Origin of the sequence: Endozoicomonas sp. ALC020, from assembly GCF_049275935.1 — a bacterium.
Lineage (GTDB): Bacteria > Pseudomonadota > Gammaproteobacteria > Pseudomonadales > Endozoicomonadaceae > Endozoicomonas_A.
The window spans coordinates 254,928-278,044 of sequence record NZ_CP184830.1 but is presented as its reverse complement, the minus strand read 5'-3'; the positions used below and the strand labels follow the sequence as shown (position 1 = coordinate 278,044).

The following is a 23,117-nucleotide window of genomic DNA, read 5'->3' as shown; positions in this document are numbered from 1 at the left end:
ACGGGCGAGTTTGCAGAAACCGTATTGAATTCTCTGCTGCCGTTTCAAAAATGACAACCGAGTCGACCCCAATAGAGTCGACTCTGGTAGCGATCAGGCTACTGCTGCCAGCTTCCCTGTTTGCATTTCCTGAATTCTGGCATTGAGTTTTGCCAGGGTTTCGGCCATTTTTCTTCTTTCGTTCTCCTGACTTTCAGCACTGCGTTGTGCGCGTTGTTTTCTGTGGCGTTCAATAGCCTCACGTATGCGAAGCTCTTTCGGGCAGATGGGGTCAGCAGCAACGACCTCTGTTTCAATAATGGCTGCTGGCTCTGGCTCAGTGGTTTCTGGCGGTTGAGAGCTTTCTTTAACTGCAGGTTCAGACTGAACATCCAGTTGACTCAGGGCGTCGCTGTCACCGGCCAGGCAGGCGTCGGCAGCGGCAGTAATCGCAGCCAGCTGGGCTGTGATGTCATCGCTCATTTCAATGCTGCTCAACTGAACCATCGCATTGGCCCTGGAGCCCGCAGACTGGGTTGGTTCAGGCTTTGGCTTTTCTTTTTCGGACTGGACAACCTTGATCCCGGTTGAGTCTGGAGTCGGGCTGGGTACAGCTGGCGCAGACACAGGCTCAGCAGCTGAGTGTTGAGCGGCCTGAGCAGGCGCAGTCGAACCGGCTTCTGACTGTTGAGCAGAGTCATCATTCGCTTTATTGCCAGCATTGCCGGATTTCATGGCAAGGCTTGGAGGTGTATTGGAATCACCTTCATTGATTTCTGCAAAAATGGAGGCCAGCTCTTTTTCAATGTTGGACTTGCGCTGGCGCCGCTTCTTTTTGGGCAGGATTTTTACCGTGCTGGTCTTATAGCCTCTGAGGCTATGGGCACCAAAGAAATCGATCGCGTCCTGCTCGAGCTCAGCCAGTTCCTCACGGGACTCGGCCCTATCCCACTCCTCCACGGTAAATGCGTCTTCGCCGTGGATACGGATTTCTCTGTAAAGCGGGTAGTCCATATCCTGGTGTGCAGCTGCCACCATTTTTTCCCACTGGCTTTCAAGGTCATTGCGAGTGGAGCCTACAAAAATTTGTTTTGTTACTTTATTAGTGACGGTGAAGATAATCAACGCTGGATGACCTTTCTACTGACGGTGACAGGCGCGCAATTATACCTGCCGATTTCCTTCTGTGTAGTGGGGATTGTGCGCTATTCAAAAACTGTTTTAAGGGATACCGGGCTGAGGTGGCATTGTAATGGTAAGAAAAGTAGGAAAATCCCGAAGCTCAGAGGGTTACTACACTTTTTTATCGGGCTGTAAAAGCGGCTGTTTTGTGGCTCTGACCGGCAGTTAGCATTTTGACAAAGAAGGGTAATCAGCTAATGTCAAAATAATTAATAAATAGAGTGGCGACAGAGATGGCAGGTAAGTGGAACTACAAAAATGGACTGGTAGTTGTTCCTGTTTCATTATGGGGATTTTTGCTCTTCGGAGCTTTTAATCTTTTATCTGTTTTCTTCGTTTTTTTTCCGCTCCTGTCCGGGGCAGATGTCTCAGACGATCATCGGCCGGTTGCACATTTTGCCAATCAATTCTTCCTCCAGAAAGAGGGCGCTTCCTATTGCCTGGGGCTGGATGTTGAAGGGGATGAGTCTACTACCTGTGTGCATCAGAACCCTGAGCAGAAAAGGCTCTGTTATCCCGGAAACCGGGCAGTGATCAAACCCTGCGACGACAATAGCCCATTCCAGAAATGGTATTATGATTTCCAGAGAAAAACGATCCATTATCAGGGCTTTGCTGCCAGTATCTGTCTATCCAGAATGATAGACACTCTGGCAATGTTGCCCTGTATAGAATCGACCAGCGCCCAGATCTGGCTATTTGATGAGCAAGGCAGATTGTCGAACGCAACTGATCGACAACAGGAGAACGGATATATCGCGCTGCTTGATAAGAGTGAGGATCCTGCACCTTTGCTTTATCGGTATCTTGAGGCGGATATGGGAGAGCGGCGCTGCTATAAGAATCTGCATACGGGACAAACCGTCTGTGAGTTTGAGCGGGAACCTGTAAATGACCAGGGGCCCGAACCTGGTGAAGAGAAAGAGGCGTCTGAGCAAGAAATCAAACCTGAAAAGCCCCTTCCTCCTGAAGAGACAGTGCCACCGGAAGAAGCGCAACCTGAGGAAGAAAAAGTCCCACCGGTTTTGAGCTGGGAAGAGCGGCCTGAGAGAGCTTTCTGGGTCTCTGAGCGTTTGACAGAAGATATCCTGCTGGTGAATCAGAACCTGAGGCTTTGCCTTGGTGTTAGCGCCGCAGAAAGCTGTTTGTCCGAATCTCCTGACATGAGTAGCTGCTATTCATCGACATCCATTGAACTGGGTACTTGCGATAGCCAGAACAGCCAGGTTTGGCGCCATGACTTGTTAACCAAGCGAATCTTTAATCGTGCTGCAGGTTACCGATATTGCCTGACCTGGCTGCCGGGAAGCTTTTCACTATTACCCTGCTTTCCCGGAGGAAGTCCGTCTCAAAAGTGGTATTTTGCCCGTGGCAAGACTCCTGCATCCCCGGAAAGAGGGCGTCTGAGAACTATGTTGAACGGGGGCCTTGATCCTTATTCATACACTGAGGCATTGACGTTGCCCATCACAGTGAACGAACAGAAGAAAAAGAAACCAAAAGAGCTAAAAGTCTACTTCGAGTGGCTACTTGGCAGATGTGGCAGACATCCTGTCACTGGCGTTTGGCTGGATGACTGTCCGGTCACTCCCTGACGCTGAGATCCAGAGCCATAACAATAGCATCCTCGGCCTTATGGTCTTTGTTTGCCGGGTAGTAGTTTTTACGGCGGCCAATTTCACTGAAACCAGATTTAAGATAGAGGTTGAAGGCTTTTTTGTTGGATTCGCGCACTTCAAGAAACAGGGTTTCTGCCAATTTGGCTGAAGCATCGATGAGTTGATTCAGCATGGCAGTGCCATAGCCTCTGCCCTGCTCACTGCGAGAGACGGTCAGAATCAGCAGGCTGGCTTCTCTTGCAGCCAGCATGACGACTCCCTGGGCAACAATTCTACCCTGGTGTTCGGCTACCATGCAGAGATAACCCGAGTCGATACTGTTCATGTAGTGCTTTTGATTCCATGGATGAGGTCCGGCTTCCTGCTCGATAGCCGCCAGTTCCGGAAGATCCTGGTGAGTCATTGTTCTGAATGACAGCATATAAGTTTTCTTTATCGTGATAACTGAGGAATATCGGGCGTCTGGCATCAGCACAGGCTGCTAAGCGTAATCGATTTTCTGCTCATGAGGCGGTTATGAAGGGGTCAGCTCCCTGATTATCGGTGAAATATCCTGCCAGACTTCTGACTTCAGGGCTGGAAGTTTCATCAACTCATTAAGACCGTGAGTGACAATGAAGTATTGATTGGAGTGAAGGCCCGTCTGCAAACCTCTCAGGTCGTTGAACTGTCGGCTTGGATCTATCACAAAACGGGCTGCTGCCTGACCGAAGAGCAGAACTACTTTTCGTCTGGCCAGGCCAAACTGGTTACTGAGGTAGGCGCAAACTGCGTCGGCAGCAGCGGAGTCGTCCTGGCTCAGGTGCTCCATCAGGCCAGCATTGCCCAGTGGCCAGACGAACTCACTGAAAGGCAGAGTTTCAGACCCTGCAAGCAGTTGAATAGCACGAAGAATATCGCTGAGTAATCGAAGGTGAAAGCGTGAAAATTGATTCAGTCCGGAGTGAGGCATTTCGGCGACTACCAGACAGTGTTCGTTGGCGGCCAGAGTGACCAGCCTGAACTTGCTGATTTCTATTGGCCGGGGTTCAGAAATAATGTTCTGTTCTACAGAGGTTGCTGGCTCCGGATCCTGTTTCGTTTCAACACGACTGGAGATGCCCAGCAAATCTTTTGCTGAAGAAGCACCTGTGGCACCTTCAGAAAGTGGAGCTGAAGATGGGTGGGAAGAAACAGTTAATTGTCCGGGCTTATACGCTTCAACCGGCTCTTCCTCTGGAAAGTCAAACGCCCTGGGGGGCAATGCATTAGGCAGGATTTGGCTGGGAAACCAGGTCTGGATACCCATGGCATCGAGGTAGTGCTGCCGAGTTTGCTCGCTGATCCTGCCTTGCATGACTGTTAGAGGTTCCCTGTCTGTGGGTTGGTTTTTGGATGGTCAGCATTCAGCAGGTTCAAAGCATTGATGTAGGCTTTGGCAGAAGCGACCACAATATCGGTGTCTGCTCCGGAGCCATTGACAATGCGACCCTGCTTTTCCAGACGTACGCTGACATCGCCCTGAGAATCAGTACCGCTGGTAATTGCGCTAACGTTATACAATGCCAGACGGGCACCGGAATTAGCAATACTTTCTATGGCCTTGAAGACCGCATCAACAGGACCGTCTCCTGCACTGCGTACTTCAATCTCATCAGAGTCTACTGCAATAACCAGACGTGCTTCTGGTGTTTTACCGGTACTGGAGCCCGCTTCCAGCTCAAGCAGACGGTATTTCTCTTCTTCATTAGCGGAGCGAACATCACTGACCAGTGCCTGCAAGTCGTCATCGAAAATTTCAGATTTCTTGTCAGCCAGCACCTTGAAGCGGTTAAAGGCTTCGGTCAGTTCGTTACGATCAGCAAAAGTAATACCCAGCTCTTCCATCCGGGACTGAAAGGCGCTGCGGCCGGATAATTTACCGAGGGTCAGACGGTTAGTGTTCCAGCCAACGTCTTCAGCCTTCATGATTTCGTAGGTTTCGCGGTTTTTCAGAATGCCATCCTGGTGAATACCGGATTCGTGAGCAAAAGCATTAGCACCGACAATGGCCTTGTTGGGCTGAACCGGGAAGCCGGTGATACCGGAGACCAGACGGGACGTAGGAACGATATGCTGAGTGTTGATGCCCGTTTCGACCTTGAGTTCGTCCTGGCGGGTACGTATAGCCATAACGATTTCTTCAAGAGAGGCATTACCCGCCCTCTCTCCAAGGCCGTTGATGGTGCATTCAATCTGACGAGCACCGTTAACCACGGCTGACAGGGAGTTGGCTACTGCGAGCCCAAGGTCGTTGTGGCAATGAACCGAGAAGATGGCTTTGTCTGAATTGGGAACACGCTCAATCAGCTGGGCAATCACGTTGCCGAATTGGTGAGGCAGGGCGTAGCCAACCGTGTCCGGAATGTTAATGGTGCGGGCACCGGCATCGATAACGGCTTCAATGATACGGCACATAAAGTCGATGTCAGATCGTCCAGCGTCTTCCAGAGAGAACTCAACATCGTCAATGAGGTTGCGGGCCAGCTTAACCGAAGCCACTGCCTGTTCCAGCACCTGCTCAGGCGTCATACAAAGTTTGTGTTTCATGTGCAGCGCAGAGGTTGCAATAAAGGTATGAATACGACCTTGAGCAGCTGGTTGCACAGCTTGTGCTGCTGCTTCAATATCTTTGGGCAATGCCCTGGAAAGACTGCAGACAGTGCTGTCTTTAATGGTTTCAGCGATGCTTTTGACCGCTTCAAAATCGCCTGGGCTGGCAATGGCGAAGCCTGCCTCAATGACGTCCACCTTGAGTATTTCCAGAGATTTGGCAATCCGGACCTTCTCATCCCCGGTCATAGCAGCGCCGGGACTCTGTTCACCGTCTCTCAGGGTGGTGTCGAAAATAATAACCTGATCGTTGCTCATGGTTGCTGCTCCCGCTGTTCTTTTATCAGTTCAATGTTTTTTGACGCGCTTTTTGTGCAAAAGGTTCTATTTGTGCAAAAGGATTTTTGAAAGTGCCGACATAGAAGATGCTGCTTGCAACAGGCGGCATTTTCTGCACTTGTCAGTCGGAATTCGTACAAATGTAATCATTTTTCTGACTTTGGGGTCAGAGGGCCAGACGGCCGGGGTCGAAGGTGAAATTAAATAGTCTGCTCAAGGCAGTAGGAGTAGCAGGCGGGAAGGACGAAAGATGGACTTGGGAGTGAACACCACAGACTCACGGGCAGCTGTTACCTGCGCATTGGTGTCGTTATCAGAGTCCCGGAAGATTTCGGGCTGTTGCTTATCGTTCGCTATAGGCATTGTAATCACGCTCAGCGTTCTGAAATCAGCGTAAGATTGTTTAATGGATTATGTGGAATGCACTATATCCTCTATAAGTCGCTTTGCCAAGCCGGTTGATCCGGTTTTCGAGACTGGATAGGATTTGTGTCGACCCTATTTTCTTTCGCCAAGGGCGCCCCGCCCATCACAGGATAGCCGGACTCATGAAAAAAATGTCACTTATTTTATTGGCCGCTCTCGCCCTGGTCGGCTGTGCCCTGAGCCCTCAGGAAGTGGATGTAACCCCCAGAATTGCTGTGGAAAAGCCAATTAAACCATTGCAGGGAACGGTCAGTGTGACCGTCTATGATGAGCGCTTGTCCCGCTCTCTTGGTCATCGTGGAGGGGTTTATTCAAATACCAACGCCATTACGACCAATGACCGCCTGACTCTGGCTATTCGCTCGGCAGTGGAGCTGGGTCTGAGAGAGATGGGGCTGACAGTTACTGAATCTGAAGATGTATCCCAGTTCCAGGTTTATCTTGATGATCTGGAGTACAAGGTACCAGAGGGCAGTTACATCACCCAGGTGGACCTGAAGGCAAAAGTCCGGGTCAGGGTTGTAAAAGGCGATCAGCGTTTCGAGGGGGTCTACTCCAGCGAAATCAGTGAGCGTGTACCCAAGGCACCCTCTGATGAAAAGAACGAAGAGCTGATCGATAAAGTGCTCAGTGATGTGCTGAGCAGAGCCTTGGCAGACCCAAGGTTGAGAGGTTTTCTGAAACAGGCCTGAGTCTTTATCATTTAATCCTGTCGATCGAACACCAGGTAGCCTGAAATCTGATGTTCTCACAGGCAGAAAAAACGCCTTGAGGAGCAGTCCCTTAGGGAATTTTTCCCTGTAATCATTGTCCAACCATGAAGAGGTTTTTCAATCGGGCGCTATTGCAGCCTGAATGGCAACATTTTTGCGAATAACAATGATCTTCGTAGAGTCCATGGGCTTTACGATAATCTGTTTAAATGGAGAACAGATTATGTATACATTTGGTTCTGATAACGGCGCTGGCCAAACAGCGCCCCCGCTCCGTCAAGAAACTGCTGCCACTGACCAGCCGCCCAGCTATGAGAGCACGGTGCAAGCCATTAATGCAGAACAGGCACAGTTTCATTCTCGCATGGTAGCCCTTCAAGAGCAGACTGTCAGGCTGATCACAACTCAGTCGGAGGAGCACCAGTGTCGGCCAGAGCTATTTGCCAGACAACTGGCTAACTTTTTGATAGAGCGTTTTGGTTTGACAGATACGCGACTTTCACCAGCTGCCAGTGTTACCAGTAGCGCTGATAGCACCCTTCAAAACCCTACCGAACCGGATCTATGGGACTGGGATGCCTGGCAAGCAGAGCTGTATAGCCTCCCTTACTACAATCGCAATGACGAGGAAATATATTTAGTTGAAAAGGAAGAAATTCTGGGGGATGTTGAAATCAAACTCGATGTTTATTTACGTAAACCGGAGCTGTTAAATCACTTTAAACTTCTACCTTCAGTCAAAAAGAGTGTTGGCGCCTGGAATCTTTCAGTTATGAATAGTTTTTTGCAAATGAAAAATGTGATCCGTGATAAATGCTTACCACTGACACCCATCATTAAGGACTGCATCAGTAGTGGCCTGTTTCCGAGAGCATTCATTGATAAATTGCACAAAATGGCAATCCCGGGCAGCGCCAGTTAGCAAAATCGTCGTAAACCCTCGCCCAATCGGGCCGGGCCGCGCAGGCGGGGATATAAGACGGGAACGCAGAGCGTTCCGCTTGCGTGTTTGTACGTAGCTGGCTATATTCTCTATCGGTCTGTCCCTATGCAGGGACTCACGGTGACGAAAACCAAGCACTGTTAAAAAAAAATCCGTAGCAGAGTTAACTGCTTGTTGGGCTAGAAGACTTTCGAAAGTCGTTATTGCAACGCATCGACTGGAACCGTATAGATACTCAACAAATCAAACAAAAGACCAACAAAATAACCGAGGGGCACCCGGTTACTGCTGATGGAGGCTTCTGTGTAAGTCCAGTCGCTATAGGCTGGCTGTAGCCCGTGAAGTCAGAAGCCTCGCCTGACAAGGCGGGGAGTGTCACCAAAGCAGAAAAACTCTCATGCATCTGTCGGCAAACGCCAAAGTCATTGGCTACCCAAGGCTGTTTTCTGGATTTTTTGGGTACACAGGCTACTCTGATCAGTCCAAATGAAATGATCACTTGTTGTGGGGCTGACTTAGTGCACAATTTATTTTTTGTCATAGCGATGTTTTTTTTATCAACTGAAGTAAAAACGAAAGAAATAAACAAAGCAGAGGGTTGCTACAGTGTTTTTGCTGTTCAATTGATAAGTGCATTGGCTGAAGCTCCACTGTCTTTAGCTTTTTATACCAGTCCGTCAGAATACGTGCACAAAATAAAGCTTACCGCATCTAAGGGTGTTGTTTATGAACAAGATATTGGAATTAATGATTTAGAATCCATCAGGAGATATATTACCCGAGATAGACATGGTGCGATTGTATATGCGGCCAATGCACCTGAAAAATTTATGGGTTGTTTACGGCCAGAGCCTGTTGAATTAAAGAGCATAATTGACGAATTCGATATGAGTGAAGGCCTTTATCTTTTTCGAGGTGGTCTCCTTAGTTGTATTTCGCTGGCTGCATCATTAAGTGAACGTGTGTCGGTCTATAACGAGTTTGGAGCTGATCATCTAAAATCAAATGAAAATGAGTTTATTATCATCTCTCTGGCTGCAATGTTACTTTATCAGGGAACAAAAAACAGACTGTTTTATATTTTTTCAGACAGTAATGCTCTGGCATCTTTCCTATCCGTTACTGTTAGATATTATGGGAATCAGAGTAAACAATTAGACATAAGCGATATCTCAAAAATGGTGATATTAGCTATGCCTGTTATTGTTGGAAGCTCATATGCAGGAATCAAGCATAATAACTATGTTCTAAAAACAATAATTCTTCTAACGCCGGTAATCATTGATCGCATTCTCAGTTGGCCAGTTCTATTGTATAACATATGGCAAAAACCAGATGCCGCGCAATAAGTACTCAGCCATACGGAATCGAATATTTCTGGCTTATTGGGCAGGTGCTCTGTAAGGCGCAACGACGGGAACATAGCAAGCTATGTGACCAGAGTTGCAACGCATCACGACTGCATGGATGCAGGAGCTAGAGCAACGCAGGAGCAGTTGCCGCGAGTGCCTGAACAATAAGTCAGAAAATATGATTTCGTATGGTTGAGTACTTAGGCGCAGGCACCTGAGAAAGCGTGTCGGGCTCATCCCGTGATCAATTATGGAGCGGTTTCTCTAGCCATTGACTGACCAGCTTCGTCCAGGCAGGGTGGCTGTTCAGGCAGGGAATGAGTTCCAGGGATACACCGCCAGCTGCAATAAAGTCCTCTTTCGCTTCCATGCCAATCTCTTCAAGGGTTTCCAGACAGTCAGCCACGAATGCCGGGCAGATGACCAGAACCTTTTTGATGCCCTGTTCTGCCAGTGATTTAATGGTACTGCTGGTGGCCGGTTCCAACCATTTGTCCCGCCCCAGTTTTGATTGGAAGGCGACGGAGTATTTGTCCACCGGGATGTCGGCTTTCTCGACAAAGCAGGCGGTGGTTCTGTAAACCTGATGTCGATAGCAGGTAAGGTGAGCAGGTGATGCTTTCTGACAACAGTCCTCGGATTTCAGGCAGTGGGAACCTGTGCAGTCATCCTTACGGATGTGTCTTTCCGGAACACCGTGATAACTGAACACAATGTGATCATAATCTTTTTCCAGATACTCTTTTGCACTTTCTACCAGTGCCTCAATGTAGGCATCGTGATTATAAAACACGGGGTGAACTTTCAATGTCACCGGCAGTTTGTAGTCTTTGATGATTTCTTCCGCTTTCTCTACCACTGTCTTGACGGTTGACATGGCGTAGTGAGGGTAGAGAGGGAACAGCAGAACTTCCTTGATCTCCGGCTTGCTTGCCAGTCTGACCAGAGCGCTCTCCATGTCTGGCCTGCCATAACGCATGGCTAACTCTACTGGCATGGAAGTGAGCTTCTGGACTTCTTCATGAAGGTCTTTACTGTTGCTGATTAGAGGTGAGCCCTTCTCAGTCCAGACAGAGGCGTAGGCTCTGGCGGATTGAGCCGGTCTTTTGGGCAGGACAAACAGACTGACAATCATGCGTCTTACGAGCCAGGGCATATCGATGACATTAGCATCCATCAGAAATTCATTCAGATAGTGTCGTACATCTTGTTCATGCGGACTATCGGGCGAACCCAGATTAACCAGCAATGCTCCGGTATTTTCCATCCCTACTTCCTGCCTACCTTGTGAAATCTTTGATTGTCAGATGCGAAAAATATCCTCTATCGCACACGACTGTTTAAGGGTTTACTGCTTCAGCTAAGAGCAGAGGAGTATAACCAAACGTAAGCATAGGGGAAATGCAGCTATCAGGCTCCGGTTCAGGCGGTTTTTTGCGCCAGGGTGACACGGTCCTGACCAGACAGGTCTTGTTGTGTGCTAATGGCGGTAAAGCCATTGGACTCCAGAATGATCCGGATATCTCTGCCCTGATCATAGCCGTGCTCAAACAACAACCAGCCACCCGGTTTCAGCTTCCCGAAGGCTTGTCGGCTGATGGTGCGTATATCATCAAGACCGTCTTTGCCTGCAGTCAATGCTGATCGGGGTTCAAACTGTACATCCCCCTGAGCAAGGTGCTCATCGTCTTCACGAATGTACGGCGGGTTGCTGACAATCATGTCCAATGGGTCGGATAAGGGTGAGCACCAGTCACCTTCTACAAAGGTTACATTGCCTATCTGGTTCAGGGCGGCATTTTCTTTGGCGATGGCGACTGGCCCGGACAGTCTGTCAACGCCAATCACTTGCCAGTGTGGCCTCTCGATAGCCATTGCCAGAGCAATGGCACCGCTGCCTGTGCCAAGGTCGGCAACGGTTGCCTGGTCCGAAACGGGCATAGACAAGGCGAGCTCAACCAGCCTTTCAGTGTCGGGTCTGGGAATCAGTACGGAGGGTGAAACGTTAAGCTTCAGACTCCAGAACTCTTTCTCACCCGTTATATAAGCGACAGGGGTTCCCAGTATCCGTTGTGCCAGCATGGACTCAAACTGTTCAGCCTGTTCGGGCGTCAGCTCTCTTTCGGGCCAGGTGAAAAGGTAGCTGTATGGTTTGCCCAATACATGGCAGAGCAGAACTTCGGCATCAAGACGGGCCGTGTCGCTTTGTTCTTTTCTGGCTGTATGACTATCAGTGAGGCGTTGAGTGGCCTCACTGAGGGTCTGATCAATCCTGCTCACTAGTCTACTCATCGGACAATCCTGTCAACAGGTCCGCCTGATGTTGCTGAAGGAGGGGGTTAATCACAGGGTCGAGGTCGCCTTCGATAATCTCTGGCAATTTATAAAGCGTCAGGTTGATGCGATGATCAGTGACCCGCCCCTGAGGGTAGTTATAGGTTCTGATACGCTCGGAGCGATCGCCACTGCCCACCAGACTTTTACGGGTTTCGCTGATCTCTTTGGCGGCAGCCATCTCTTGAGCATCCTGCAGTTTTGCAGAAAGCAGAGCCATGGCCTTGGCCCGGTTCTTGTGTTGTGAACGTTCGTCCTGACATTCAACCACAATACCGGTAGGCAGGTGGGTCAGTCGAATGGCCGAGTCGGTGGTGTTTACATGCTGACCACCGGCACCCGATGAACGGTAGGTGTCGACTCTAAGATCTTCCTTTTTGATCTCGATGGCTTCCTGCTCATCAGGTTCTGCCATGATGGCGACAGTACAGGCTGATGTGTGTATACGCCCCTGGGATTCTGTTTCAGGCACACGCTGGACCCGATGGGCACCGGATTCAAACTTCAGATGACCAAAAACATTATTGCCGACCACGCGGGAAATAATCTCCTTATAGCCACCGTGTTCACCGTCATTGGCACTGATGACTTCGATTTTCCAGCCACGTTTTTCAGCGAAGCGGGAATACATCCGGAACAGGTCTCCCGCGAAAATAGCAGCCTCGTCACCACCAGTACCGGCACGAATTTCCAGGAAAGTATTGTTGTTGTCCCTGGGGTCTTTGGGTAAGAGCAGTAGTTGCAGCTCCTGAGCCAGGGCTGGCAGCTTTTCTTCGCAGCTCTGAATCTCTTCCTCAGCCAGATCAGCCATTTCCGGGTCGTCTTTCATGGCCCGGGCGTCTTCCAGATCTCTCTGAATCTGGTCGTAATCCCGGTAGGCATTGACGACGGGTTCAAGTTCAGCGTATTCCTTGGAGAGTCTGCGGAACTGGTCCTGGTTACCGATGACTTGCGGGTCACTCAGTAAAGCACCGAGTTCCTCAAAGCGTTCCAGCAGGTTTTCAAGCTTGGCGCTCAGACTGTCCAGATTGGGATCTTTCATTTGGATTTAATCAATGCTTGTTTCAGGTGTGAACCTGATGGGTTATACAGGTATCCGGTGGCTTCTGGCTGAATTTCAGCCGGTAATGGCTGGCACAGCTAGGAGTGGCTCGGCTCTTTAGCGCGGTCTTCATAACGGCGATGAATGCCCAGCAGTTCTTCAGCCCATTCCAGTCGGTTGTTCTGACCTTCTGCAGCGGCTTTTTTCAATTGCACGCTGGGGGTATGCATGAGCTTGTTGGTCAGTGAACGTGCAAATTGAGTCAGAACCTGTTCCGCCGGAACACCATTGGCCAGAGAAAGCATGGCTTTTTCAAGCTCAAAATCTCTGAGTTCCTCGGTATTTTTTCGATAGCTCCTCAGCACATTCACTGCATCCAGTGAGCGCAGTTGGCTCATGAACTCAAAAGCACCGGTTTCGATCAGCAGCTCAGCTTCTTTTGCAGCATCCTGTCGCTGTTGCATATTGTCCTGAATAACGTCATGCAGGTCGTCGACGGTATACAGGAAGATGTCTGGTAGCTCAGTGACCTCGGGTTCGATATCCCGGGGAACAGCGATATCCACCATAAATATGGGGCGGTGTTTGCGTTTTTTAATCGCTCTTTCAACACTGCCTTTACCCAGAACGGGAACCGGGCTGGCCGTTGAGGAGACGACAATATCAGCGGCTGGCAACAAGTGAGGAATATCTGAAAGCAGGGCCGGCTTGCCGTCAAATTTGTCGGCCAGCAGTTTCGCCCGGCTCATGGTCCGGTTAGCGACAAAGATGTCTTTAAGGCCTTGTTGATGAAGGTGTCTGGCCACCAGTTCAATGGTTTCACCGGCACCAATCAGTAAAGCGGTGTTTTCAGAAAGGTCGGCAAAGATCTGCCTGGCCAGTGTCGTGGCTGCATAAGCGATGGAAACAGGCTGTCTACCAATAGCGGTATTGGTTCGAACTTGTTTGGCGGTAGTAAAGCAGTACTGGAACAGTCTGGAAAGCAGTGAGCCAATAGTACCGGCTTCCTGGGCCTGGGCGTAGGCTGACTTCAGCTGACCGAGAATCTGGGGTTCACCGAGAACCATGGAGTCAAGGCCGCATGCCACTCTCATTATATGGCGAACAGCGGCTTTATCGTGATGAATATAACTGTGCTCGCTAAGCAGCTTCTGATCCAGGTTGTGATACCCTGTCAACCATTCAAGCGCTCTGTGATAATCGGCGTTGCTGGCACAGTAAAGTTCTGTCCGGTTACAGGTGGACAGAATGGCCACTTCATTGGTGTGCATGAAATGACGGGCATCCTGTAGCGCCTCGGGCAGTTGCTCAGGTGAAAAAGCAACCTGCTCCCTGAGTGCGATGGGTGCAGTTCTGTGATTGATACCGGCGGTAAGATACCCCATAAAGTCCTGTTGCCTTTTCTTACGCTCTAGCCAGCCACAAGTAACCCACTGGCGAGGTACTCAGGGCTGTCTTTTTACTCTGGAGGTTCATTTATCTAATCCAGTCTCCGTGCCTTTTGACGAAAGATTGGGCTGTCTATTTGAGAGCCACTGCTATTATTGACCGTACAGTATTCTACAACACTGGACAGCAGACTGATGCCTGTGCCCTTAATTATGTTGCCCGAAGCAGATCGAAACTTCTGTTCCAGACATTCGGGTAACTGGTTTGACTTTTTGTCTGTCCATGGTTGTCTCAATACAAGTTGTTTCAATGGAAGCTGAGGGAATCCCTGTCATGCCAGGCAGATTTTTAACACCTGATAATTCGCAGTTTGTTGTCAGATCTTCGTTCAGTGCGAGGCCCCGGTGCTGTTTAAGTACTACAGTCAGCAAACAGTGATACGCTCAGGTCAGCGAAGAATCTTGATCTTCACTCTGTTTTAACAGCACCTTCTTTCGTTATGGACATTCTGGCCGATCAATTCTCCTATGGAACGGCAACAACTGCAAACCCGGATGTATCCAGTCATACCCATAGAAAAAGAGAAATATTTTGTCCGGCCTTTCTTTGCAGGCTCTGTAGTAAAATGTTTTTCACAATAATTTGCGTATGTCATGATAAAGAAGGCCACAGTTCAAAGCTGATCCATCCGGGACTGCAGAGTTCAGTGCAGAAATTATTTCCAACGGGTAAAGGCATACCATTCATGAAGAAACTTAATAGTTTCTCTATAGTGCTGACAGCCATGCTGGTATCAGGTTGTTCTTCAGTTCAATATTCATGGCAGCCCGGGGCGGCTGAATCGGTTCCTGCCCAGGTCAGTCACGAGCCGCAAGAGCCGGTAGCTTCTTTTGAACCTGATACCCTTTACGATCTGCTCGTGGCCGAATTGGGCGGGCAGCGTAAGCGTTATGATCTGGCGCTGGGGTATTATCTCAAACAGGCTCATAAGACGCAGGACAAGGGGGTTGCCAAACGGGCCTATCAAATCAGTCAGGTCGTCGGGGCTCGCCAGGCATCTCTGGATGCGGCGTTACTCTGGGCCAAGCTGGATGATAAAAATGCTGCCGCATTGCAAGCTGGTGCTATTGAACTGATCAGGGCGGGTCAACTGGATCGAGCCGTTGAGCAGATGAGAGACGTTCTGGCTTTGGAAGGTGAGGCTAATTTTGATTTCCTCGCAGCCAGTGCCCTGGAGCTTCCTGAAGATGAAAGGGTGCAATTGCTGAGCACCTTTGACAGCATTCTTAAGGATTATCCCGGTCATCGGTCGCTGAAGCTGGGTAAGGCCATTTTGTTGCTTCAGGATAATCAGTTGCAAGCAGCGATCAAGATCTGTGATCAGCTTCTTGCTAAGGAGCCGGACTACGTCAAGGCTATCATACTCAAGGGTCGCATCCTCAATAAGATGGACAAAGGTGATGAGGCTGAGAAAATGCTGGCTGATGCCGTCAAAAAGTATCCGGATATTCCTCGTCTGCGTCTGATTTATGCCAGTGTACTGGTGCATCTGGATAAGCTTGGCGAGGCTCGCGAACAGTTTCAGGTGCTCCTGAATCAGTCACCCTTCGATGTTGAGATGCTGTTGTCTCTGGCTCTGATTTCACTTGAGAGCGGGATGGTGGCAGAGTCTGAAAGCTATTTTAAACAGCTATTGGCTCTGGGACAGAGAAAAAGTACCGCTCATTATTATCTGGGATGGATATCAGAACAGAAAGGGCATTATGAACAGGCCCGGAAGTCTTTTCTGAACGTGATGCCAGGTAAGGAGTTCATGATGTCACGGGTCGCGCTTATCCAGATGCTGCTCAAGCAGGGTAAAATGGCAGAGGCCCGACAGCAATTGGAAGAAGACCGCAACCGATTCCCGGTACATGCTGTTCAGCTTTATTTGCTCGAGACAGAAATTCTGGTGAATGCCGGAGAACTTGACGATGCTCTGAAGCTGTTTTCAGGCGCCGTATTGCGCTACCCCGAGAATGTTAACCTGCTCTATGGTCGGGCCATGGTGTTTGAGAAAATGGGAAGAATCAAGGATCTTGAGTCAGATCTGCGTGCCATTATCAAGTTTCAGCCCGAAAATGCGGCCGCTCTGAATGCGCTTGGCTACACCCTGGCGGATCGTACTGATCGCTTTGAAGAGGCAAGAGAGTTGATCGAGAAGGCCTATGTCCTGGATGAAGATGATCCTGCCATTATGGACAGCATGGGTTGGGTACAATATCGTCTGGGTAACTATCAGGCTGCTCTTGTTTATCTCAAAAACGCCTATGATAAGTATCCCGATCATGAGGTAGCGGCTCATCTGGGCGAGGTGCTATGGGCCCTTGGGCGGAAAGAAGATGCACGAGCTTTGTGGGACGAGGCTTTGCAGATGACTCCAGACAGTGACGTTCTGAAAGAGACCCGAGAGCGATTGGAAAAGCAGCATAAAGAGGCCGATGCTTTAGCGGACCCCAAGGTTTCCATCGTCAAGTAAGCCTGCTGGATTATCTATCATAACGGGCCTGGCGGCCCGTTCACTCAACGCAAAAACTGGCAAGTTGTATGCAGATACCGTTTTCAACTTCATACCTGACTGACTCTTCATTAACAACAAAACTGTCTATTCTTGTGATTTTTGCCCTGCTTCTCTCTGGTTGCGCCACGGCTCCCAAACCGGAAAAAGGGCTTTCAGAAGCTCAGCGTCAGTCATTGTGGAAAGCTCATCAACAGCAGCTCTCAGAACTGGATTATTGGCACTTGACAGGGCGACTGGGGTTAAGAGTCCCCGGAGATTCTGGAACCCTGTCTCTGGAATGGCAACAGAATAAAGAGAACTATCTTATCTATCTGGATGGTCCCCTGGGACAGACAGTGGCAAAAATTAATGGTCAACCGGGCTCAGTAGAACTGGAAGCCTCAGGTAAGCGTTATCCAGGCCAGAGTCCTGAGAAATTGCTGTTTGAGCTGACCGGTTGGGATTTACCTGTCAGTCTGCTGCGATATTGGGTCATGGGGCTGCCCAGTCCTGATACCAGAGCCACTATCCGGTTAAATAATCTGGGTTATCCCGAGCTGATCACACAGCAGGGGTGGCAGGTTGAATATCTGCAATACGGGGACTTCTCCGGAATGACCTTGCCTGCCAGGATAAAAGTCCGACAGGGTGAGGTGCAGGCAACTCTGTTTGCCAGAAGATGGCAGCTAAAATAGGCTTTCATCTTTAATTTCTCTTCTGCTATCGGGCAGAAGTTGCTTGATAGTTCATGATCGCAATTTCAGGATGGTTCGTTGATGTCGTCTTCAACTCTGGTTTTGCCTGCTCCGGCCAAGCTAAATCTTTTCTTGCACATAATCGGACGTCGAGAAGATGGTTATCATCAGCTCCAGACCGTTTTCCAGTTTTTGGATTTTGCCGATGAGCTGACCTTCGAAAATCATGACGAGTTATTACTGGATTGTAACCTTCCAGAGCTGGTCGCTGATGACAATCTCGTTCTCAAGGCTGCCCGTCTTTTACAAACTCATACAGGCTGTGAAAAAGGCGTCAGAATTACGCTCCTTAAACGTCTGCCCATGGGCGGTGGAATTGGGGGCGGCAGCTCCGATGCGGCTACAACACTCCATGGTCTGAATCTATTGTGGGGGTTGGGACTGGACGAAGACACACTGGCAGAGCTGGGACTGAAATTGGGAGCTGATGTTCCGGTATTTGTTCGGGGTCATGCTGCTTTTGCTGAGGGGGTTGGCGAGAAGCTTACTCCTGTCAGTCCTGAGGAGAATTGGTACCTGGTTCTCAAACCTGACTGCCATGTCAACACTACCGAAATGTTCCGTCATCAGGAATTGACAAGAGATACTCGTCCCATTAAAGTTTCCGCCGCATTGAACCGGCTGCATGGAAATGAGCTGACCAATGACTTTCAGCCATTGGTTCGAAGGCTTTATCCGGAAGTTGATAAATGTTTAGTGCTGTTGGATAATTCCGGAAATTCGAGCGTGGGGCAGGCCATGATGAGCGGTTCGGGTGCCTGTGTGTTTATGCCGTTTGCCAGTCGTAAAGAGGCGGAAGCGACTCTGGCAGAAATCGACTCTGACGTTGATGGTTTCGTTGCCAGTGGTGTCAATACATCTCCGCTTCACAACTCGATCAGTCAACTGCGATCATGTGTGAATTAAACTCCATTATCCCGCTTACAGTGACTGTAAATTATGTTACTGGGGTGTCGCCAAGCGGTAAGGCAGCAGGTTTTGATCCTGCCATGCGGGGGTTCGAATCCCTCCACCCCAGCCACTGTTTAGAATCCTATCTTACAGATAGCTCTCTCCACTGTTTTATGAGACGTAACGCTCAGGACAAAACATTCACCTTCGAAACATTCGATGGTAATGGTTCCAATCCAGGCAGACAAAAACAGGATGTGACGCTCATTGCTGTCGGCGATGGGCGGTCAGCTCCTTTGGTGAAGAGCTACATCCACCCACGACTACGACCAGAGCAAGGTATTTATCCGTGTCCAAAATGATGGTGTTTGCCGGCAACTCAAATCCGGAGCTGGTGCACAAGGTTGTCAATCACCTGCATATTCCCCTGGGCAAGGCCTATGTTGGCCGTTTCAGTGACGGCGAAATTGCAGTAGAAATTCAGGAAAACGTCCGTGGTCGTGATGTTTTTATCATCCAGTCCACCTGCGCCCCTACCAACGACAACCTGATGGAGTTGTTGGTTATGGCAGACGCCATGCGTCGCTCCTCTGCGGTTCGCATCACAGCGGTGCTGCCTTACTTTGGTTACGCTCGTCAGGATCGTCGTCCGCGCTCTTCCCGTGTACCAATCAGTGCCAAAGTCGTCGCTGACATGATTGCCGGAGTGGGTGTGGATCGTGTCCTGACAGTCGACCTGCACGCTGACCAGATTCAGGGCTTCTTCGACATTCCTGTGGACAACGTTTACGGTTCTCCTATTCTGCTGGATGATATGGAGCGTCAGGGTTACGAGAACCTGATGGTGGTATCACCCGATCACGGTGGTGTAGTTCGTGCCCGTGCTGTGGCCAAGCGCCTGAATACCGATCTGGCGATCATCGACAAGCGTCGCCCTGAAGCCAATAAATCTGAAGTAATGAACATTATCGGTGATGTTAGCGGCCGTACCTCTGTGCTGGTCGATGATATGGTCGACACGGCCGGTACCCTGTGCGCTGCTGCAGCTGCGCTGAAGTCCAAAGGCGCTACCAAGGTGATTGCCTACTGTACTCATCCAGTTCTGTCTGGCCGTGCTCTGGAAAATGTGGCTAACTCCGAGCTGGACGAACTGGTAGTGACCAACACGATTCCTCTGAGCCCCGCTGCCCAGGCTTTGGGTCGGATTCGCCAGCTGGATATGTCGCCTCTGCTGGCTGAGTCTGTTCGCAGAATCAGTAACGCTGAATCCATCAGTGCGATGTTCCAGTAATTTCAGGGAATTGGCAAAAGCGCTTAAGCCCTCGCCCAGGCGAGGGTGTCGCAAGGCTCCGGCGTAGGAACCCGTTCAACGGACATTCAGTGCTTCATCACGGTAGCGCAAGAATGGTTCCAGAAAAAATGCCAGCAGTCGGCGTCTACCGGTTTTCACCTCGGCAGAGACCATCATATCTACATGCAAAGGTTCATTCTGACCGTTAACATTGACAAATTGCTGGTTCAATCGGATGTATACCGGATACATCAATCCCTGCTCGCCCTGGTTCCGGGCATCTTTGGAAACCAGCTCAACTACGCCGTGTAAATAGCCAAAAAATGTATAGGGAAACGTTTCTATTTTGATATCGGCCGCCATCTGCGCCTTCACAAAACCGATGTCCTTGTTTTCCACCATAACTTCGGCCTGCAGCTCCGCTTTGTCCGGAACCAACGACATCAAAGTCACAGCCGGCTGGATCACCGAGCCGTGACCCAGCGCCGAAAACTGTTGTATCGTACCGTCTTCCGGTGCCCGGATATAACAATTCTGGTTGTGTTCCCTGGCTTTGATAATGCTGTTTTGTAGTTCAGTGATCTTATCACTGAACTCATTAAGTTTTTCCATGCGTTCATGACGAAATGCTTTTTGTCTACTTTCTTTTTCACTGACAAGCGCTGCCAGCTCTGCCTTTGCTTCATTCTGGCGACTCTGTTGGACCTGCAGCTGCTGGCTGGTATCCAGCTGTTTTTCCCTGGTGGCCAGCCACTCCAGTCGTGACACAAGACCTTTGTCTAATAATTGCCGGGTCGCTTTTTCATTTTCCAGATGCAGGGGGTTAAGTATCTGCAGTCGGTCAATTTCGGCCTGAATCGCCATAACCTTTGCCCGACGCTGATCGATTTGCTGCACTACGGATTGATTGCTGCTCTGATAATGCTGGTAGTCATAATCCAGTAACTGTTGCTGGCGAAACCACTGGTCAGGGCTTGGCTTTCCCGAGAGCGGCAGCTTAGCCTGGCTAATCCATTGCTGCAGGTTGGGAGGTGGCGCCAGAGGCGTTTCCGTTGCCGATTCAAGCAACAATTGCAATCGCCTGACATTGAGTTGGTTTTGCAGCAACATGGCTTCAATCTGGCGAATATCAGCTTCTGGCTCGGTGGGGTTCAGCTTGATCAGTAATTGGTTTTTATAAACATGCTCACCTTCTGTGACATAGATGGTATCCACTCGGCCAGCAATCAGTGATTGTACTTCCTTGACCTTGCCCACTGGTATTATTCTGCCGTTGGCGGTGACTTCGGTGTCAATAAAGCTGAACCAGCTCCAGAGCAAAACAAAGGTCAGCAGGGCACAAATCAGCAACATCAGGACATGAGCGAACGGTGACGGTGGTGATTCGAGAATTTCAACAGCGGCCGGCAGAAACTCCAGCTCATCTTTTTTGCGCCTGACCCGAGGATGTTTTTTCTCATGGTGCAGGCTGTCTCTGATCAGCGTGAGAATGCGTCCCAATTGTTTAAACTCTTTGTGTTACATCAATTTGTGAAGACCACAGCTGGGCATAGCGTCCCTGCTGTTGAACCAGCTCATCATGGCTGCCATCTTCTTCAATAACCCCTTTTTCGATCACTATAATCCGATCACAACGACGGATAGTTGAGAGTCGATGGGCGATGATGATGACGGTGCGGCCTTTGCTGATAGCCCGCATGTTGTCCTGAATAATTTTTTCTGACTCATAATCCAGAGCCGATGTCGCTTCATCAAAAATCAGGATATTGGGCTGGGTGGCCAGTGCTCTTGCTATGGCCAGGCGTTGAAGCTGACCGCCGGACAGCCCTGCGCCGCGCTCACCCAGCTCAGAATTGTAGCCATGGGGCATTTCGATAATGAAATCATGAGCTCCGGCCAGTTGGGCTGAAGCGATGACCGACTCCATATCCAGGGTTGGATTCCCAAGAGCAATATTGTCTCGAATGGTGCCATTAAAGAGCACGCTGTCCTGAAGGACGACACCAATCTGGCGTCGGATCCAGGCTGGGTTTAATAGTGAAAGGTTGGCACCATCAATATAAACTTTGCCACTTTCTGGTATGAAGAGCCGCTGGATCAGCTTGGTCAGCGTTGACTTACCAGAGCCTGAACGGCCAGCAATGCCGATCACCTGTCCTGCAGGAATGTCCAGGTCAATGCGGTTCAGTACTGCGGGGTTTGCAGGGCTGTAGCGAAAAACAACATTCTCAAGCCTGATGGCTCCTTTCATTACCGGAGGTGAGGATTGACTTAAATGACTCTGGGGTTCGGTAGGAGCATTGATGATGTCACCGAGGCGGTCGATGGCAATGCGAAATTGCTGAAAGTCCTGCCAGAGCTGGGCTAGCCTCAGGATGGGGGCAGAAATCTGTCCTGAAATCATATTGAAGGCGATCAGTTCGCCTACCGTCATATGCCCGTGAATGACCTCCAGAGATCCTTGCCACATCAACAGAGCGGTGACCAGCTTGCTCACCAGCTGCACCGACTGACTGCCGTACATGCCGGTCACCACCGAGCGAAAAGAAGCCTGAGCAAAACCGGCCAGCTGATGTTCCCAGCGCTGGCGCATCTGGGGTTCGATGGCCATGGATTTAAGGGTCTCTACCCCGGTCAGGGTTTCGGTCAAAAATGCCTGGTTGATGGCACTGCGGTGAAACAATTCCTCGGTTCTCTGGCGCAGGCGGGGAGTAATCAAAATAGAAATGATAATATAGATCGGAATTGAGCCAATCACGATCCAGGCCAGCCGACTGGAATAGAAGAACATGACAACAATAAACAACAGGCTGAAAAACAGGTCTATGACCAGGGTGAGAGCGCTGCTGGTGAGGAAATTACGCACGTTTTCCAGCTCACGCACACGAGCCACAACCTGACCCACTGGTCGACTCTGAAAGAAAGCAACAGGAAGTTTCAGCAGGTGCCGGAATAACCGGGTACCCAGTTCAACATCAACCCGGTTGGTGGTATGTGAAAAAACATAGGTTCTCAAGCCATCCAGCATAACCTCAAACAGGGAAATAGCCAGCAGCGCTACAACCAGTACATTCAGAGTCATTTCTGCCCGGTGAACCAGCACTTTGTCCATCACCACCTGAAAAATAAGCGGTGTCAGCAGGGCGAATAGCTGCATGAAAAAAGAAGCAACCAATATGTCCCTGAACAGTTTTCGAAACTTGACGATAGCCGGTATAAACCAGCTGATATCGAAGTGTTGATTTTTGCCTGGCAGAATACTTCGATCAGTAATTAAAATGGCCTGGCCATGCCAATGACTCCAGAGTTTATCCAAAGAAACTGACTCAGGTCTCATTCCCTCCCGTTGAATCAATGCTTTGCCATCGCTGATGGCGGCAATAATGAAAAACTGCTCGTTTTTGTCTATGGCAATAAACGGGCAGTGTATTTTAGTTAATCGCTGCCGCCTGATTCTGACTTGTCTGGCTCTTAGTTTCAGTTGTTTGAAGGCCCTGAGCATCGTCAGTGGGGTCAGGTCATCTCCCTCGGGGCAGAACTCATGTTTAATGACATTAATGTCAATGGTTTTCTTCAGGTATTGCATCATCAACAAAAAGCAAAACAAGCCACTCCCGGCAGATGGCTCGGTATCGGCATCTATAGAGTCCATTGGCAATATCCTTGATCCTGATTGTGTTGCTAAACGACAGTTCAACCTGAAGATGCAATCCTCTAACACGACAGCTGCTCAGTTGAGTCTCACAGTGTAG

Annotated in this window: 18 protein-coding genes and 1 tRNA gene; 9 read left to right on the top strand and 10 right to left on the bottom strand. The window is 49.7% G+C overall.

The window, feature by feature from the left end:
* Positions 1–93 precede the first annotated feature (93 nt).
* On the bottom strand, positions 94–1,104 hold the full coding sequence (locus tag ACOJUO_RS01010; RefSeq protein WP_422138688.1) for a hypothetical protein: 1,011 nt from the start codon (positions 1,102–1,104) through the stop codon (positions 94–96).
* A 290-nt stretch (positions 1,105–1,394) separates the two neighbouring features.
* Between ACOJUO_RS01010 and ACOJUO_RS01005 the strand changes: the two genes are divergently transcribed.
* Complete coding sequence (locus ACOJUO_RS01005; RefSeq protein WP_422138687.1) at positions 1,395–2,756, top strand: RICIN domain-containing protein; 1,362 nt, start codon at positions 1,395–1,397, stop codon at positions 2,754–2,756.
* Here the strand turns inward: ACOJUO_RS01005 and rimI are convergent.
* The 3 genes from rimI to ACOJUO_RS00990 all read right to left on the bottom strand — a co-directional run bounded on the left by rimI (position 2,746) and on the right by ACOJUO_RS00990 (position 5,669).
* Positions 2,746–3,201: a ribosomal protein S18-alanine N-acetyltransferase gene (rimI, locus tag ACOJUO_RS01000; protein WP_422134845.1), complete on the bottom strand. Its 456-nt coding sequence runs from the start codon at positions 3,199–3,201 to the stop codon at positions 2,746–2,748. The genes ACOJUO_RS01005 and rimI overlap by 11 nt on opposite strands.
* A gap of 93 nt (positions 3,202–3,294) precedes the next feature.
* Positions 3,295–4,116: a hypothetical protein gene (locus ACOJUO_RS00995; RefSeq protein WP_422138686.1), complete on the bottom strand. Its 822-nt coding sequence runs from the start codon at positions 4,114–4,116 to the stop codon at positions 3,295–3,297.
* A 5-nt stretch (positions 4,117–4,121) separates the two neighbouring features.
* Entirely contained in the window at positions 4,122–5,669 is a 1,548-nt protein-coding gene (locus tag ACOJUO_RS00990; protein ID WP_422138685.1) for a 2-isopropylmalate synthase, read from the bottom strand.
* 569 nt (positions 5,670–6,238) lie between these two features.
* Here ACOJUO_RS00990 and ACOJUO_RS00985 point away from each other — a divergent pair.
* The 3 genes from ACOJUO_RS00985 (at position 6,239) to ACOJUO_RS00975 (ending at position 9,121) form a co-directional block, all read left to right on the top strand.
* The gene (locus ACOJUO_RS00985; protein WP_422138684.1) at positions 6,239–6,808 is read left to right on the top strand and encodes a YajG family lipoprotein; all 570 of its coding nucleotides are present in this window, start codon (positions 6,239–6,241) and stop codon (positions 6,806–6,808) included.
* A 244-nt stretch (positions 6,809–7,052) separates the two neighbouring features.
* On the top strand, positions 7,053–7,751 hold the full coding sequence (locus tag ACOJUO_RS00980) for a hypothetical protein (protein ID WP_422138683.1): 699 nt from the start codon (positions 7,053–7,055) through the stop codon (positions 7,749–7,751).
* Between the two features lie 359 nt (positions 7,752–8,110).
* On the top strand, positions 8,111–9,121 hold the full coding sequence (locus tag ACOJUO_RS00975; protein WP_422134839.1) for a hypothetical protein: 1,011 nt from the start codon (positions 8,111–8,113) through the stop codon (positions 9,119–9,121).
* Positions 9,122–9,368: 247 nt separating this feature from the next.
* Here ACOJUO_RS00975 and hemH read toward each other — a convergent pair whose 3' ends face one another.
* From hemH to hemA, 4 genes are all read right to left on the bottom strand, one after another.
* A complete protein-coding gene (gene hemH, locus ACOJUO_RS00970) occupies positions 9,369–10,391 on the bottom strand; it encodes a ferrochelatase (protein ID WP_422134838.1) in 1,023 nt (340 codons plus the stop codon).
* A gap of 155 nt (positions 10,392–10,546) precedes the next feature.
* Positions 10,547–11,416 carry a peptide chain release factor N(5)-glutamine methyltransferase gene (gene prmC, locus ACOJUO_RS00965; protein ID WP_422138682.1) on the bottom strand — a complete coding sequence of 290 codons (870 nt, stop codon included), beginning with the start codon at positions 11,414–11,416 and terminating at the stop codon, positions 10,547–10,549.
* Positions 11,409–12,500 (bottom strand): peptide chain release factor 1, encoded by a 1,092-nt coding sequence (prfA, locus tag ACOJUO_RS00960; protein ID WP_422134836.1) that lies wholly within the window; start codon positions 12,498–12,500, stop codon positions 11,409–11,411. The genes prmC and prfA overlap by 8 nt, the downstream gene beginning before the upstream one ends.
* A 98-nt stretch (positions 12,501–12,598) precedes the next feature.
* A complete protein-coding gene (gene hemA / locus ACOJUO_RS00955) occupies positions 12,599–13,885 on the bottom strand; it encodes a glutamyl-tRNA reductase (RefSeq protein WP_422134835.1) in 1,287 nt (428 codons plus the stop codon).
* Positions 13,886–14,634: 749 nt separating this feature from the next.
* Here hemA and ACOJUO_RS00950 point away from each other — a divergent pair.
* The 5 genes from ACOJUO_RS00950 to ACOJUO_RS00930 all read left to right on the top strand — a co-directional run bounded on the left by ACOJUO_RS00950 (position 14,635) and on the right by ACOJUO_RS00930 (position 19,365).
* Positions 14,635–16,407, top strand: a complete 1,773-nt coding sequence (locus tag ACOJUO_RS00950; RefSeq protein ID WP_422134834.1) for a tetratricopeptide repeat protein — start codon at positions 14,635–14,637, stop codon at positions 16,405–16,407.
* 68 nt (positions 16,408–16,475) lie between these two features.
* Positions 16,476–17,123, top strand: coding sequence for a lipoprotein insertase outer membrane protein LolB (gene lolB / locus ACOJUO_RS00945; protein WP_422138681.1), 648 nt, complete (start codon positions 16,476–16,478; stop codon positions 17,121–17,123).
* A gap of 81 nt (positions 17,124–17,204) precedes the next feature.
* Complete coding sequence (gene ispE, locus ACOJUO_RS00940; protein WP_422138680.1) at positions 17,205–18,089, top strand: 4-(cytidine 5'-diphospho)-2-C-methyl-D-erythritol kinase; 885 nt, start codon at positions 17,205–17,207, stop codon at positions 18,087–18,089.
* 40 nt (positions 18,090–18,129) lie between these two features.
* A tRNA-Gln gene (locus ACOJUO_RS00935) sits at positions 18,130–18,204 on the top strand.
* Between the two features lie 219 nt (positions 18,205–18,423).
* Positions 18,424–19,365 carry a ribose-phosphate pyrophosphokinase gene (locus tag ACOJUO_RS00930; RefSeq protein WP_317145524.1) on the top strand — a complete coding sequence of 314 codons (942 nt, stop codon included), beginning with the start codon at positions 18,424–18,426 and terminating at the stop codon, positions 19,363–19,365.
* Between the two features lie 75 nt (positions 19,366–19,440).
* On the opposite strand, the gene ACOJUO_RS00925 is transcribed toward ACOJUO_RS00930, so the two are convergent.
* Both ACOJUO_RS00925 and ACOJUO_RS00920 read right to left on the bottom strand, forming a co-directional pair.
* On the bottom strand, positions 19,441–20,865 hold the full coding sequence (locus ACOJUO_RS00925; RefSeq protein ID WP_422138679.1) for an HlyD family type I secretion periplasmic adaptor subunit: 1,425 nt from the start codon (positions 20,863–20,865) through the stop codon (positions 19,441–19,443).
* 4 nt (positions 20,866–20,869) lie between these two features.
* Positions 20,870–23,017: a type I secretion system permease/ATPase gene (locus tag ACOJUO_RS00920; protein WP_422134830.1), complete on the bottom strand. Its 2,148-nt coding sequence runs from the start codon at positions 23,015–23,017 to the stop codon at positions 20,870–20,872.
* Between the last annotated feature and the right edge of the window lie 100 nt (positions 23,018–23,117).